The organism is Paenibacillus sp. SYP-B3998, from assembly GCF_010820665.1.
In the GTDB taxonomy this organism is placed as follows: Bacteria; Bacillota; Bacilli; order Paenibacillales; family NBRC-103111; genus Paenibacillus_E.
The window spans coordinates 1064390-1079654 of sequence record NZ_JAAIKC010000001.1 but is presented as its reverse complement, the minus strand read 5'-3'; the positions used below and the strand labels follow the sequence as shown (position 1 = coordinate 1079654).

Genomic DNA, 15265 nt, shown 5'->3' with positions numbered 1-15265 from the left:
TCTCGTTACTCTTGATTTTTTCTTAATTACTCAATGATTCCGATCATATGTAACTGCCAACTGCCTCCAGTTACGTACCAAATAGTATATTATTATTTTATAATTAGCCGTTTATTTTGTCAAATTCAGTTTAGTTTATCCTAACAAGGAAAGATCATATATTAAGTTACAACGAGGTAAATCTAATATTTTTATTGACATCAATAGTTTCTATGAGTTATATTTGCCGAGCTGAATAACATACTTATCGGTACGTTATTCAGCTCAGCATTTAAAATTAATGGAGATAAGGTGGGTACAAAGAAAAAGTAGCAATCAATGCCTACATAAAGGCGAATTCGTCGCAGGGGACGACTATCACGTCTGATTCAGTTCATGGTTCTTCCATGTCTCGCTATGTGACACTATTGTTTACGGCTGCCTGCGGGATATCTGTTGCCTTGCCAATATCTACTTCGCACAACCACTACTCGATAATCTATCGAGTGAGTTCGGTATTGATGACTATTCAATCATTGGCATTCTCATTCCATCACTCAGATCTTTTATGCATTGGAACTGTTGCTGCTGGTCCGCTTGGAGATTTACTGAACCAGTGCCGACTGATTATCGGTCAGATACGATTATCCATGATAGCTCTGATTATAGTTGGCATGGTAACAAGTGCAAGTGCAATTGGCATACTTCCTGCGCGAACTATTTCTGGAATATTAACAGGTCTTGCAGGTTGGCGTTCCGTATATCTTGTCTCTGCTGCGCTGATGCTTCTTATGATTTGTGCATGATTTGGGGTGTTTTCAAATTTTGAGCATGAGGTAAAATCACTGTCCTATCCTCAGCTGCATAGGTCAGTGCTTATGTTGTTCGCACAAGAACGGATATTACGCATCGCGCTATTCTGGCTCTGCTGATTTTTACTGCTTTCAGCATTTTGTGGACTTCACTAGTACTTGCCACTTAGCGCGCCGCCATTATCTCTTTCGCACATTGCAATTGGGGCGTTTGGTCTCACAGGCTGAAGCGTTAGCTGCAGCACGGGCGGGGAAGCCAGCCGATTGAGGTTACGGACAGAGAACGACGGGCTTAGTTTTCATCCTATTGTTGATATCATGTTAAACCTTTTTTTACTTTCAAAGCTGTTAACAGAGAAAGCTATTAGAATAGGAGAGATTGACCGTGGAGATAGGTATAACTTCGTTTGTAGAAACAAAGCCAGACGTTCACACAGGTGAAGTGATAAGTCACGCACAGCGATTGCGTGAAGTTGTCGAGGAAATTGTCCTCGCCGATCAAGTGGGACTTGATGTGTTTGGCGTAGGTGAGCATCATCGGAAGGATTATGCGGCATCTTCACCAGCAGTTGTGCTGTCTGCGGCTGCATCGCAGACGAATCGGATTCGGCTGACCAGTGCAGTGACTGTGCTTTCTTCAGCTGATCCGGTGCGCGTTTTTCAGGATTTTGCTACGCTCGATGGCATTTCAAATGGACGCGCGGAGATTATGGCGGGCCGGGGTTCTTTTATCGAATCTTTTCCACTGTTTGGCTATGATTTGAATGACTATGATGAGCTGTTTGAAGAACATTTGGAATTGCTCCTTAAAATACGGGGGTCCGAAAAAATAACCTGGGAAGGCGGGCATCGGCCAGCGATTAACCATTTGGGCGTTTATCCCCGCCCCGTTCAGAATCCTTTACCGATATGGATTGGCAGCGGGGGCAATCAGGAGTCTGCTATCCGTGCAGGTCTGCTAGGACTGCCACTGATGCTGGCGATAATTGGTGGAAGTCCGATGCAGTTTGAACCGCTCGTACAGCTCTATAAGAAAGCGGCAGCACACGCTGGTCATGACGAATCGCGGCTTAAGGTTGGGTCGCATTCGATAGGGTTTATTGCAGAGAATACTGAACTAGCGGCAGATACATTTTTCCCTTCTACCCAGGCAGGTATGAATAAACTCGGCAAGGAGCGGGGCTGGGCGCATTATGACCGTTCCAGCTTCGATGCCGCGCGCAGCTTTGAAGGTGCACTGTATGTTGGCGATCCGGAGACTGTTGCCCAAAAGATCATTCACCTTCGCAAAAATGTAGGCGTTACACGCTTTATGATGTACGTACCGTTAAGTACTATGCCGCATGCCGATGTGATGAGAGCCATTGAGCTGCTAGGGACAGAGGTAGCGCCCCGGGTTCGAGAGGAAATAGCCAAGTGGGAAGCTGAGACGGGAAAAGGATCATCATTCATTTGTGATTAGTAAAGCCACAATTGAATCGAAAGCACATTCAATCATCGGAGGGATTTTGCATGGATTTTGAAAGTCGGGTATTGCCAGAATTAAGGTCGGTATTAGAAGTATTCCCCAGTTTTGACCTGGAGGGAAATTTAGAGTTGAGCAGGAGCTTGGTGTCGAATCCTCCTATTGAGAAGTCAGAGCACGTATGCACGACAAGTCGGATGATTCCGGGCGCAGCAGGCGAGATGCTGGCCAAAATTTACGAACCCACCCAGCGAACTGGCGCTAAGCTTCCGGCCATGCTGTGGATTCACGGGGGAGGCTATGTGATGGGGCACCCCGATATGGACGACGCTTTGTGCGAACGCTTCGTACAGGCGGCTAAATGCGTCGTCGTATCGGTCGATTATCGACTTGCTCCCGAGCACCCCTATCCAGCTGCCATTAATGACTGTTATGCTGGCTTGACGTGGATGGCGGACGAAGCTGAGTCGCTAGGCATCGATTTGGATCGGATCGCGATTGCCGGTGCAAGCGGGGGCGGCGGCCTGACCGCAGCGCTTGCATTGATGGCTCGCGACAAAGGCGGGCCAGCGCTTATTTTCCAAATGCCGCTGTATCCGATGATCGACGACCGTAATATAACGGCGTCGAGCCATGAAATTACGAGCGATAGCGCAACCTGGAACCGGACGAATAATTTGGCGGCATGGAACATGTACTTGGGCGAGCGTACCGAAGCTAGCGAGGTGTCCCCGCATGCGGCGCCGTCGAGAGCGGAAAGCTTGGCGGGGCTGCCGCCGACCTATACGTGCGTAGGACAGCTCGATCTGTTCCGAGATGAGACGATCGAATATGTGGCGCGCCTTGCGAAAGCGGGCGTAGACGTTGAATTTCGTCTGTATCCCGGCTGCTTCCACCTCTTTGAAGTGATCGTTCCGCAAGCGGAAGTGAGCCAACGCGCCAGCAAGAGCTATGTGGACGCGATTGCGAGAGCGCTTAATCCTTAAACAATTAAAGGAGCTGTCTCCAAAGGTCTGAAACGACCTAGGAGATAGCTCCTTTGTATTATTAAGTCGACCAGAGACTACTAGTTGACCTTATTACTGATCGTTTTATGATAGCGTTAGCCAGTAGAATGTAACAGCCCCTGGGAGACTCATCCTGTAGGTGAAACAGTTCTCCCGTTAACCCGACTATCATGTTTGAGCTGATTGAGGCAATTGGCCTCGGATTACAAGCAAAGCTGTGGAGTTAGAGACGAGCGAATTATGCACACCTGGGGAGTAGTTCCTTCATCAGAACGGGCAAAAAACGGATATCGTCGTCTGTATACAAACGTGCATTTGGCATATTTTCGTTGTCTTTTCGCAATGATTCCCGGGTTTTGCGAATTTCAAGAGAAAAAAAGTAATGCTAACCAGATGCTTGTTTTGCTACTGGATCCAAGTTAAAACCGATTAAGGACGAGAAAAGGCCTTTTGCGTATTCCTTCCCAATAGCTTAATGAAGCCCCCGATCTCCGCGGCAGCCTCCAGATTTACCAGCTCACCGTATTTCTCCAAACCTTTCTCCAGTTAGGCCATGAATAGCTCTACGATCCCGGAGAGGATAGGATTGGCGGATTGGCGGTTAGAACAGTTAGAGCAGTTAATAGTTCACTATTCATTGTTTCCCCACCTTACCAAAAACAAAAAGCCATCCATGGATGAGAACGGCTTACACTTATCATCTTTCACTTATTTAATGTATGTAAGTATTAGTATCCCAAACTGGAAAATAGGTGCTATCATACTTACTGTAGAGAACTAGATTTCCATCATCTTGAAGAACTAAAAGAATACCTGGAACATAATCACGGTTGTTTGATGTCCAATAAAAATCTCTATCGTCTCCAAGCAATCCAAAATATCCACTATACACCAAGCGTGCCTCTGTAACATGGGGGTTTCCGTAAGTATGAGTATCCCAAAGAGCTGTTCCTCTTCCGTACAATACTAAATTCCCATCAAATTGCATCGCTAATGTATACAATCCATTTTTTGATACTAGCGATTGTCCTTTAGAAAGACCTTCACCATAATTGAGATGATCCTCCCCAGCTTTTGCAAACGTAGGCACACTAAACGTAAGCATCATACAAAGAACAGATAAGAACACAACTAACTTTTTCATAAATAATCACAACCTTCCTAATTTTCGTTCACACTAAGCATATTACCATTTAATGTAATCTAATGGGTGTCTCTAGTTATTAATTTTATGAAAATCCTAGTAAATCAAGCTTAATCTATCATTTCATCACTTGCTCAAATTTTTGAATACCCTTTATGTATTCGGGCCAAAGATGGGACAGATCGACTCATTTGATTGTTCCTCTTTTATGAATACCTATTTGCCTCAGAGCATGTAGCGCTACCGCGTGATGCACGCCAGCAAAGTCAGAAAGATATCGCAATTCCCGAGGATCAGTTACGCGAAGGTGACCTCTTTTTTTCACAGCATCACAAAGAAAAAATAAAGTTGGTTTCGACCATATTGGCCATGTAGGGCTATACCTTTGCGCTGGCTTAGTGCTCCATGCATTCCGCCCGACAAGGTGTAACGATCTCCAAGTTAAAAGGACCATGGAAAATGAGTTAGTAGAAGCAAAAAGAATACTGAATTAATATACATTCACATCATAAAAATGAGTTGACATTCCCAGTTTTCCTTGATATATTACTAATTGTCTTCAAAATTAGACTTGTTAGCTCAGCTGGGAGAGCACTATCTTGACAGGGTAGGGGTCAGTGGTTCGAGCCCACTACAGGTCATACTAGAAAAGCCTTGTATATCAAGGTTTTTTTGCTTTTTCTAGGTATATTCCAACCACCCGTTTTTCTCATGATACGAATTTGATACGAATTTACTTCCGGATACATATGATACAAATCGAAATTAGAAAAAACAAGCAGAGATTTACTCTCTGCTTGTTGCGTTTTGTAAAACATTGAATTGGGTACCCTCGATCCAGTTTCTAAATATAAGCTTGCTAATGTATATTTCTCTTCCGGCTTTAGCAATATGAAAAGGTGCCCTAGAAAGAAACTCGTATGTCTTTTTCGACTCATGCTATAAGCCAATTAGAAAGTGCACTTAACCAGGTATGCAATATTTACTTCCCAGCCAATATAAGTGAAATAGAAAACACAAAAGATGCAGCTATTTCTTTCAGACAGTCTCTTGCCTCTCTCCACCAGCACACGTTCAATTTAGAAGTAAAAATCGATTCTGAAGAAACTAAACTATCATCGTTGGTTCCAGAACTACAAAAGCATTTCACTGATAATGAAAAAAGTAGACAAAAACAATTTGATAAAAATGAAGAATTCTGAGAAAACGTCTATGAAGAAACTAGAAAATAGAGAACAAGAACATCAAGTTGCACTAAGCCAACATAAACGTGTGGAGTATAATAGCTACGGATTCAGCAACCTTCCAGCCGCTCAATCTCTTTCTGCTTCACACACTCCAAATACACCAACTTATCTAGCGCCGTAGTACCCCTTGTTTCATGTTTACATAATAAATTAAAGTACACACCATACAATCTGGTGTGTACTTTTTCAATTCAAGGCCTCGAATAACGAACCTGAATAGAACTCGCTTTATCATTCCAAGATCTTCCTGGTTCCATCTGATAGTCTCCCAAATTTACCGTTCTATTATAATACTGAGCATTATCGAAATAAATTCCAAACCCAGAGAAGTCTTCAAATTGCCAGAGAACAGTATACCCCGTCGCGGCGGTGCTTAGAGAACTAATCCTGTTGTCCCAACCTGCCCAACTAATTCCAATATCACGAATATCATCTCCAACCGCTACATACCTATAGCCTCCACCTTTATCGCTATCATAATAGAAATCGGTGCAGCACGCGCCTGTTCCTTGAGCAGACACATTTTTTGTTGATTGCGGGTTATGTTGAATGTATTCTAACAATCGTGCCTCACTGGTAAAACCTAATTGAATATCATTGCCATTTTCGTCACCAGTCATCAATCGTACATTTACCGTGCCATCAGATGAGGCTGATACAGTTTTCTCACCATCAATCGAAACATAGTTGCTTTGCTCAGTCACTGCAGAGGAAATCGGTACAAAAGAGAAGAGAAGCATACTAATAAAACCTAAATTCAAACAAATCCTTCTTAACATTTCTTTCACCACAATCCTTCCATTGTTAGATATTTCTCCATTTCATCTAAATGTATGAAAGTACCCAATAATAAAGAACATGGTATTTTTCCACCTACACTCAAAATAAAAAGCCATTCTCGTAAGAGGACAGCTTAGAACTAACTCAACAACTAAATTTTAGGATTTGGTCCATATTGATTGATATTATCGTGACTTTCCTCCACTTTAAATATAAGTAGGATAATAGCACCAATCAGTGGGATTAAATTAATTAAGAGCCACGAACCACTTCTCCCAGTATCATGTAGTCTACGTGCTCCAACAGCTAACGACGGTAATAGAACAGCCAAAGCATAGAGTCCTGCTAATTAAACAGAAAATATTTAAAACCAAAATTAATATTAAGGAAAAAGCCCTGAGGGCAAGCATCCCTCGGGGCATTTTCGTACTTTAGAATACTTTTTAACCACCAGAATTAATATTTGCAGACATCAATACCATTATTGTTGCTGCTGCTGTTGTTTTTTACTACTGTTCTGATTTGGTTTTTGGTTTTTTTGCTTTTCTGATTTCACACTCTTTTTTTGATTTGTCATGTCATTAGCCCACTCCTTTGTGTTTAACTCGATAGTCCATGATATCTTCCCCTCATTCTAAACAATAAATTCCTCAAAGACAGGCAGCCGCACTACTCCTGACTTATACCAATCCCGAAATTCATTCTACAGAGCGCCAAAGGCTTAACGTAGGCGTGTTCCTTCTCTCTCCGCTCTTAAAAGATTCGAACACAGGCCACATTGATTTGCGCGCATACTCGGTTTAATCCCAGCTCCAAAGCACCATTGGCCTAATACGATCTGCCTCCGAATACCCGAGCAGCCATGAATGCTCCTTCTTGCTGTAGCCTGTTATGTAAACCTCAATACGTTGGTAGTTAATAACCTTCTGCCATGACCAGGAGCGTGCACCTTTCTCGTACCTGCTACCCTTCTTCTTAATAAGTATCTATATAAAACAATTGTACATATAATTATAAAAGTAATCCTTTTTAGTATATATCAAACATATTTAATTAATATTTATAACTGGAAACGGGAACTTGTCTAACCCGGTAGCGATTAAACAAAATTTGTTAACAACTGGAACGAGCTTACTTGAATCAAAGGACACTGCAACAAAGCCCGAGGATAATTTTCTCAGGCTTTGTTCTATTAGAATGGCTTCAGCCCTCGTTCTGCCGAATCTACCTGTACTTCACACCACATGACCTGTTAGTCATGACGCGCGCAGGAGTATTGGCGGGATGGTTTCGGGATACATGGTTCCGTCATTCCCATCCTCGGTTGTAATATTGCAATCGCTTGCTCTCTGATCATAGATTATGTGGAATAATATAGATACAGAATTTTCTGGAAATTATTGAATTAAAACAAAAAGATAACCAACCTGATTTAGGCGAGAGTATGTTTGTTAGCCTTCTGAACGATAAATCGTGGTATAGGATTAAATAACTGAGAACTATAGTCGTTAGTATACTTTCTATAATATTGGCTTGTTTGTCTTCACAGATATTATGAACAAAAACAATACATATTGGACTACTCAACTATCGGAAAAGTATGACAAGTTCTGCTATAAGCGCCAAACAGCGTGAAAAGCAGAAGATTACAAGGGGTAATCTTAACTGCAGGGGAAAACATTAGCCATTGATAGTTGGTTTGCTCGATTGCCTGATTTATTTCCCCTTGAAAGCTCAAAAGAATTACTGTATTAAAATTAGCTTGGACATTGATAAGGAATTCCAGAACAATGAACAATACCCCTTTAATGTATTTGCCGTTTAAAAGCTGAGCAACTCCTGGAAGGGCAATATTCCAAAATAGTTGTTCCAGCTTTTTTTCTTTATCATCCATAATTATACTTTTGTTAGTTGTTTACTTTCTTCCATCTGAGGTGGTTCTTCCATCCATCCGTTCCTAATCATAATTTTTCCGCCTTCATGGGCAAATTCGAAGATATCTTTCATAAAAACAGTCATTTTAACTGGTAGGTCGTTCCGTAAACTAAAGGCGGTTCCAAGCGAATTGCCCCCCATAGAAAAGCCGCTAAAAAGACTGGTACAGTACATCATGAGTTTATCGGAAAACGGAGCTACTGTTGAGCGTGTGGCATTTCCACCTGAATGTAGCAGGTGTTTGAATCCCACTCTGAAGAAGGGTTTCGCTCAAATCTCTGATAATACTTTTGGCAAGCTCCGCTCCTTGAGTAAAATATTTCTTAACTTCTGCATCATTTGCACATTGAGCAAAACCAGTAATCATTTGCAATCCTGTAATGTTGGTCTCAATACCATGGTAAAGATGAGCAACCTCTACTGTATTCAATGTCCTTTTTTTAGTGAATGGATTTATCGCAAATCCACCCAAGTAACTTATACCTTTAACAAATTCAACCGAACCTGGCATGGAAACATTTAAAATCGTGTGGTTTTGCAGAATCATGAGAGAAACATGCATATTTCGAAAAATCTTATTATCTCTCAAATTTAGAGAGATAATAAGCATATTCCAACGGTCTACTATAAATTTTGCGTTTATAACACTTAAGGTCCTCGTATATATCTTTTTGGGGTTTTCCGTTAAGTTCAATAATCCATAACTTTCTTTGTTCGTCTAATACAAAATCGACACTCAATTCTCCCAATGAACCCATATGAGTTTCTGCTTCTTGTGCGGCCTTTATACTTATCTCATTCAGAGATCGGAGGATTTCATTGACTTTTTCTGGCGAAACTATTCGCGGAAGAATTTCAACAATATCATAAATGGTTTCACACATACTCGTGTTAAAGTAGTGTTCATAAGCCACTCTACATGTAATGGTGGAAACCATCCATTCTCCAAGAATACCTTTTTGTACGAGGACCCGGATATCAAAATACTGATGATCAAGCTGACTCATATGAATCCCTTGCTGAACCATATATTTCTTTAGCTTGAGTTCATCTAATTTTTTCTGAATGCTTTCATTTTTTCTGCAAATATATCTTGGAGCTAGGCTGTGCAATGAGATGTGAATATCTTCATTATCCGTTAGTTCAACCCGATACACAGACTTCCCCTTAGATCCGTAAGAAGGTTTAATATATACTATTTTATATTTCTCTAATAGTTCTGATATATTCACTTCATTATATATAAATGTGTCTGGTACATAGGTTTTAAGATTTGACTCATTTAATAGGTTATATAGATCCCATTTATTAAAAAAATTGATATTGTTGAAACATTTATTTCTACCAATCGCCTCCTCTAGGCGTTCAATGGTTACTATTTTTTTGTTAAAACAGCGGTTATAGACGACATGAGGAAAAGGAAACGAACTTTGTTTCCATATGCCCTTTTTCAGGCTAAGTCCAATAATTCGTTGTTCTTTCCATCGTATATCTGCCGGTGTAAAAGCGTAAAGTTTCAGGTTTAGATTGTGATAACGTTGATAAAGCTTCAAAATTCTTTTTCTACTGATCCTTTTAGTTACCATAATACCTATTAATGGGTGATTCTCCAATCTCATCACTCCCTAGCCTTCGATCTCTTTTATTATCTAATGCCAGAATAGACATAATGCTATGGGACAAGAACATAGATGAGCAGAAAATCAGCGAATTTATTAATCTATTAGCCTAAATTTCAATTGATAGGTATTTGGTGTGTTTATCTTTTTATGTTTTTAATATGATGAATTACGTTTGATAATAGGGAGATGAGACTATGGGAAGATGTAATTGTCCACCAGGACCTCCAGGACCAGAAGGACCGCGAGGGCCCCAAGGACCTCCAGGACTAGAAGGACCGCAGTTGCTTCAAGAACTCGGAGGAGCAATAGCAGCAGCTGGACCCACTGGAACTGCAGGAGCACTTGGACCAGCTGGTCTTGCAGGACTTGTAGGAGCAATTGGCGAAGCTGGACCCGCTGGACTCGCAGGAGCACTTGGACCCGCTGGACTCGCAGGAATTGCAGGAGCAATTGGCGCAGCCGGACTGGCAGGACCAGCAGGACCTGCAGGGCCTGCAGGAGCAACAGGACCCCAAGGTCTACCTGGTCCAATTGGAGCAACGGGTCCGGCAGGTCCACCAGGAGGAGGTTTAATTCCTTTTTCAACGGGTATCATCATAAGTGGTGCTACAGTAGTATCAGCTGCTCCAATTTTAATGGGTTTTGGTAGTCACACGGTTGAAGTTATTGGCGCTACTGGAGAATCAACGATGCCACCCGAAGCAGGTGGTTTTGCTTTCCCAATTCCCTTTGCGGGTACTGTTCAAAATTTACAAATAAGTGCAGATTTATTGGTTGCTTCTGTGGCTTCTATAAATACTCTCGGTCTTCAATATGATTTTACAGTATTCCTCGCACGATCGGTTCCTAATAATGGGATTGATCATAGTTCTTCACCTTACGTGACAACTTCACTGACTAGTTCGGTTAGATTCGGATTTCCGAATACGGTCATTACGCCTGGAAATCCATCCGGATTCCGAACCGCAACGAATATAAATGTTGGGGGTTCATTAGTAGTTGCTGCAGGCGATCGTATTGGTATTCGTGTAAGGACGCTTGCTGAGACTGATGCCTCAGCTGCTGATATCACCCAACTCTCATTTAGCGCCAGTTTATCTTATACTCCTTCTTAATAAGCCTCTAGAAATCCGCCATTTGTTTCATGGGTAGGTGAACGATTCAAGAAATGAACCGCCACCTGAAAATATTTCGAATTAAGGAATTACACTCTGAATCAGTGTCCACACTGCCTATGAATTGCTTGGGAACCGATGCACAAGAAGTATTCCATACCAAAGTGGCTTTAATAAGTAAACAGGTTTCTGAATGGGTAATCCCTATAATCTCTGGAACAATCACTCCATTACTTCCCTCAAGTATTCTGATTACAATATATTTCTTCTGCAACAATTAACTGGATCATTGACAAATCATATTAAGGGAATTATTAAATAATCCAAATAATGTGTTCAGCCATTTATCGTGTATAGTGATATTTTTTATCCGGAAGCACCGGTTGAATACCTCCTAGCCAAGTTAATCCTAATGCTAATATCAAATTCTTACTCTCTCAAGTCCTAAATATTAATTTGTTATAGGAACTGCTTAAGGCAGTTCCTTTTAATTATTCTGCTGGTTGCCCCGAAGCTTTCCGCAGCTCATTAGCCAACCAATTCAGATATTTCTTTCGATCCTCTGAATCAGTCTCTTTCCAATCTGGAGATATCCATGTGTTATTAATCGTTTGAGCTCCCCCTGCATCTCATTTGAGGTATCTAAATAGATACCCAATTCATAACCGTCGATTGGCTGCGAATCTCATATATCACCATTCCTTTTTCATGTACGTGAGTTGAATAAATTTTCCTCCGTTTGCAAATAATACTTTCGTTGTAATTCAATCGAATGGAGGGTTCAGAATGAAACATATAGTTAGAGATCATGTAGCGAATGAAGCTGGAATTTCAGAATTCCAAGCAGAGAAAGCAGTCGAGGCAGTTGTTGACTACTTTAAGACAAGATTAACGGTAGAGGTTAACAATGAAATCCAAGGTGTCTTGTTTGGCGAAGATCGTCACGACTAACTCCCGTAAAAGGGAGTTTTTTTATTTAGAGGAATGTCAATGCCCCCTTACAAATTCTATTTTTCGTGGCTGGATCATCGACAAATCTCACGTGAAAAATAAAAACGCCCTCCATGAGCGCCCAAAAGCGAAAGCGAAAGTAATTTTTTAAGTTTAATCTAGACCGATTTTGGGGTCGCGCGCCACCGCTGCCCAAAAAAGCCCCCAAAGCACCATGGCACTTACCAAATTAAATGTAAGAACATCATTTCCCTCCCACCTTCCTTGGTCTAATCACGATCAAACCGTTCGTAAGAACAAGAATTCGTAAGGTCGAGTATGTCAAACATATGTGTAACGCTTGAATTTGCGCGATTTCTTATCCACGTACGCTTGCTGAGCATGCTCCATCCATCCTACGAGCGAATACGAGTCCAGATTGACCAGCTCGCCGTATTTCTCCAATCCTTTCTCCTGCTGGGCAACGAATAGCTTTACGACCTCGGAGAGAATAGGATCGGCGGTTAGAGCAGCTAGTAGTTCGTTATTCATTGTTTCCCCACCTTTGCCCAAAATAAAAAGCCATTCTCGTAAGAGAACAGCTCAGAACTAACTCAACCACTAAATTTTAGGATTTGGTCCATATTGATTGTCATTCTCTTGACTATCTGTACACAAAAATACAAGTACGATAATGCCACCAATTAAAGGAATTAAACCAATGAAGTACCACCAACCACTTCTACCAGTATCATGCAGTCTTCGTACTACAACAGCTAACGACGGTAACAGAACAGCCAAAGCATAGATTCCCGTTAATAACGGGTATATACTTAAAACCATATCCAGTATTGCAAGAACGATGGAAACGATAGCACTGAAAAGAGCAAACATCCAATATTCTTTTCGCCTTGCTCTCCCTTGAAACCCCACGTAATTCTGTAAAACTTTTAAATACCAATCCATTTCCATGCCCACCTTAATATTATTATGTTTATTTCCTTCTTTTATATCGGCAGATGGGATGGAATATTTTAGGTTTCACATCTATTTTTTTATATGGGGAGTAAATTGCTTGTTCTTACACTGTGGAGCTAACCATATACTACCCTCTATATCCATCATTCAACGCTCAAAACGCCTCATTCCTGCCTTCCCCACATAGAGAACATTCATTCGCTCGAACCATCTGTTCAGCCATAGAACCCAATCAAAAGAGAAGCAAATGGCGTATGCTGATGTGTTTAATGTATAACGGGCTTGTAGTTTGTATGAAGCTCGGCGGTCCAATTATCTCTTAGAAAAGTTACAGAACTTTCGAAGCGAATCGTTACTGATATCAATAAGGAGATTGACTGAAAACGTGGCGAAGGAGAGTGGCATGAGGCAGCCTATCTAAGATTAGATTCCATGATATGCGACATACATGTAACTTTTCTAACCAAGAACAGAGAGACGCCTCAGACAATTGCAGAACGCATGGAGGTGGTCGGAAGCCCGTGCAAAAAAAGAGATATGAATTCCTCACACCTCCCCAGTACTTCATAACCAGAAGCGGTCTCTGTACACTTTCATCTACTCAACTAGCCTGATTTTAGCCTAACAGCTGGCTAATTGTCGCTTTCGTCACGTTGATCGCTTCAATTAAGGGTAGTGTCTCTCCTTGATAGGGATGAACAGTTCCAAAAGTATGATTGCCTCCAGCCACACGTATCCAATTTATCGTTGGATTGTTTGCAACTAGCTGTGCAGAGCCAGCGACCAGTCTTGCCCCATCTTCAGTGCCTTGAATAAGGATAATTGGAAAGGTCGCCTTTTTGACTCGATTCACTAAATCAAACCGTTCACGGTTATGCTCCATATCTTCTAAAATAATCAAAGCCAACGGCATATTCTGTTTGGTACGACCGTTCATTGTGTACGCTCTGCCTGTCGAGCGCATTTGCGCTTTTTCTTCCTTTGTTAACAAATCTACATTGGCCACGCCATTCCAACTGAGTACACCAGCAATTAGCTCTGGATGATCCATAGCATAAATTAAGCAAACTCCAGCCCCTCTGCTATGTCCCAAAAGAAATATGGGCTTATCTTCCTGTTCAGGGGTTAAATCAGATTGAATGAATGCCACAACCGCAGCTAAATCTTCTACATCTTGGGAATAGGTCGCTTGTGCAAATTTTTCAAGTTCTGAGAAACTAAGCAGATCCGCCCCCACCCCATTATGAGACAAATTAATCGATACCACATTCACCTCTTCAGCCAAAGAACGGGCCACATGAGGGAACATCCCCCAATCCTTGAAGCCTTTGTAACCATGACATACTAGTAATGTCCCTCTTGAGGGCTGTAAAGTCGCCGCATAAAAATCCCCTCTTACGATCCGATCTGGCCCTAAGCCGAGTTCGAACGGTTCACTTAATTTGGGTTCCATAGATAACCCCTTTCCCTACAAACGTAGGCAGCGTTTCTGAATTTATCGTATACTTTTGTTATTTTATCACAATCTACATGAGCAGGGCATGTGAAGCAGCTCCTGCAAATACCGTTCATATAGAGGTGATTCGTTATTGTTATTAAAATCGCGCTTATTCACAACATTACTGCTTGTGCTCGTCTTTACTGTTCTTCAATGCGCACTTGCCGTATCCAACCTCAAAGACACTTCAGTTGAGCCCAAATTTGAAGATTTGCAGAGAGCAGGCTTTGTCAGCGGATTGTATGAGCATACGTTTGCTCCGAAAAGTAAAATTACTGTTGCCCGAGGAACTCATCTAATTGTCAAAGGACTGAATTTGAATATTGATCGTATTCAATTCATTAAAGAGCCAAAGGCTAGCGATTATTTTGACAATGTCCCGAACAATGCTTGGTACGCACCTTCCCTCATTATTGCTTATCATAATGGTATCGTGCTAAAGCGTGATCTTGAGCCCGATACACCGATGACAAGAGAGCAATTTGCTCAAAACCTGCACGAAGCGATGCAATCGGTAGGCATCAATTTCAAGCATAAAACGCCGCCCATGATCAAGGATAAAGCTGACTTCTCAGAAAGTACACGAAATGCTGTACAAGATTTAGTCAAATTTAACATAATCATGCTTGAGGATGGCAATTATCGCCCTAAAGCTGTAATTATACACTTCGAGGCGGCTGATATGCTTAATCGTGCAATCCAATTCATACAGAAGCACTCTACTATTCTCATAATATGACAGGAGGAAGCCTC

14 protein-coding genes, 1 tRNA gene and 4 pseudogenes are annotated in these 15265 nt (G+C 41.5%); 10 read left to right on the top strand and 9 right to left on the bottom strand.

Going from position 1 to position 15265, the window contains the following annotated elements; genetic code table 11:
* Positions 1–386: 386 nt before the first annotated feature.
* From GK047_RS04795 to GK047_RS30510, 4 genes and pseudogenes are all read left to right on the top strand, one after another.
* A pseudogene (locus GK047_RS04795) lies at positions 387–1056 on the top strand (MFS transporter); the annotation flags it as partial.
* Between the two features lie 120 nt (positions 1057–1176).
* Positions 1177–2253 carry an Atu2307/SP_0267 family LLM class monooxygenase gene (locus GK047_RS04790; RefSeq protein ID WP_163941911.1) on the top strand — a complete coding sequence of 359 codons (1077 nt, stop codon included), beginning with the start codon at positions 1177–1179 and terminating at the stop codon, positions 2251–2253.
* 50 nt (positions 2254–2303) lie between these two features.
* Positions 2304–3242: an alpha/beta hydrolase gene (locus tag GK047_RS04785; RefSeq protein WP_163941908.1), complete on the top strand. Its 939-nt coding sequence runs from the start codon at positions 2304–2306 to the stop codon at positions 3240–3242.
* Positions 3243–3455: 213 nt separating this feature from the next.
* Positions 3456–3620, top strand: a pseudogene (locus tag GK047_RS30510) (MerR family transcriptional regulator); the annotation flags it as partial.
* A 355-nt stretch (positions 3621–3975) separates the two neighbouring features.
* Here GK047_RS30510 and GK047_RS04780 read toward each other — a convergent pair.
* The gene (locus GK047_RS04780) at positions 3976–4407 is read right to left on the bottom strand and encodes a lectin (RefSeq protein WP_163941905.1); all 432 of its coding nucleotides are present in this window, start codon (positions 4405–4407) and stop codon (positions 3976–3978) included.
* 195 nt (positions 4408–4602) lie between these two features.
* On the opposite strand from GK047_RS04780, the gene GK047_RS30505 reads away from it, so the two are divergent.
* From GK047_RS30505 to GK047_RS04765, 3 genes are all read left to right on the top strand, one after another.
* Positions 4603–4782 (top strand): NlpC/P60 family protein, encoded by a 180-nt coding sequence (locus GK047_RS30505; RefSeq protein WP_163941901.1) that lies wholly within the window; start codon positions 4603–4605, stop codon positions 4780–4782.
* Between the two features lie 193 nt (positions 4783–4975).
* A tRNA-Val gene (locus tag GK047_RS04770) sits at positions 4976–5048 on the top strand.
* Between the two features lie 279 nt (positions 5049–5327).
* A complete protein-coding gene (locus GK047_RS04765) occupies positions 5328–5609 on the top strand; it encodes a hypothetical protein (protein ID WP_163941898.1) in 282 nt (93 codons plus the stop codon).
* A gap of 236 nt (positions 5610–5845) precedes the next feature.
* Here the strand turns inward: GK047_RS04765 and GK047_RS04760 are convergent, their stop codons facing one another.
* The 5 genes and pseudogenes from GK047_RS04760 to GK047_RS04740 form a co-directional block, all read right to left on the bottom strand.
* Positions 5846–6442, bottom strand: coding sequence for a hypothetical protein (locus GK047_RS04760; protein ID WP_163941895.1), 597 nt, complete (start codon positions 6440–6442; stop codon positions 5846–5848).
* A gap of 143 nt (positions 6443–6585) precedes the next feature.
* A pseudogene (locus GK047_RS04755) lies at positions 6586–6783 on the bottom strand (DUF805 domain-containing protein); the annotation flags it as partial.
* Between the two features lie 1230 nt (positions 6784–8013).
* On the bottom strand, positions 8014–8328 hold the full coding sequence (locus GK047_RS04750) for a hypothetical protein (protein WP_205516279.1): 315 nt from the start codon (positions 8326–8328) through the stop codon (positions 8014–8016).
* A gap of 2 nt (positions 8329–8330) precedes the next feature.
* Positions 8331–8880, bottom strand: a pseudogene (locus GK047_RS04745) (DUF3231 family protein).
* 67 nt (positions 8881–8947) lie between these two features.
* Positions 8948–9988: a YheC/YheD family endospore coat-associated protein gene (locus tag GK047_RS04740; protein ID WP_240343826.1), complete on the bottom strand. Its 1041-nt coding sequence runs from the start codon at positions 9986–9988 to the stop codon at positions 8948–8950.
* A gap of 197 nt (positions 9989–10185) precedes the next feature.
* On the opposite strand from GK047_RS04740, the gene GK047_RS04735 reads away from it, so the two are divergent.
* Together GK047_RS04735 and GK047_RS29155 are read left to right on the top strand one after the other, a co-directional pair.
* Positions 10186–11106: a hypothetical protein gene (locus GK047_RS04735; protein ID WP_163941886.1), complete on the top strand. Its 921-nt coding sequence runs from the start codon at positions 10186–10188 to the stop codon at positions 11104–11106.
* A 786-nt stretch (positions 11107–11892) separates the two neighbouring features.
* Positions 11893–12057 (top strand): hypothetical protein, encoded by a 165-nt coding sequence (locus tag GK047_RS29155; protein ID WP_205516277.1) that lies wholly within the window; start codon positions 11893–11895, stop codon positions 12055–12057.
* A gap of 321 nt (positions 12058–12378) precedes the next feature.
* Here GK047_RS29155 and GK047_RS04730 read toward each other — a convergent pair whose 3' ends face one another.
* The 3 genes from GK047_RS04730 to GK047_RS04720 all read right to left on the bottom strand — a co-directional run bounded on the left by GK047_RS04730 (position 12379) and on the right by GK047_RS04720 (position 14467).
* The gene (locus GK047_RS04730) at positions 12379–12588 is read right to left on the bottom strand and encodes a hypothetical protein (protein WP_163940016.1); all 210 of its coding nucleotides are present in this window, start codon (positions 12586–12588) and stop codon (positions 12379–12381) included.
* Positions 12589–12657: 69 nt separating this feature from the next.
* Positions 12658–13002, bottom strand: a complete 345-nt coding sequence (locus GK047_RS04725) for a DUF805 domain-containing protein (protein ID WP_163941883.1) — start codon at positions 13000–13002, stop codon at positions 12658–12660.
* 628 nt (positions 13003–13630) lie between these two features.
* Complete coding sequence (locus GK047_RS04720) at positions 13631–14467, bottom strand: alpha/beta hydrolase family protein (RefSeq protein WP_163941881.1); 837 nt, start codon at positions 14465–14467, stop codon at positions 13631–13633.
* A gap of 136 nt (positions 14468–14603) precedes the next feature.
* Between GK047_RS04720 and GK047_RS04715 the strand changes: the two genes are divergently transcribed.
* The gene (locus GK047_RS04715) at positions 14604–15251 is read left to right on the top strand and encodes an S-layer homology domain-containing protein (protein WP_163941879.1); all 648 of its coding nucleotides are present in this window, start codon (positions 14604–14606) and stop codon (positions 15249–15251) included.
* Positions 15252–15265: the final 14 nt, after the last annotated feature.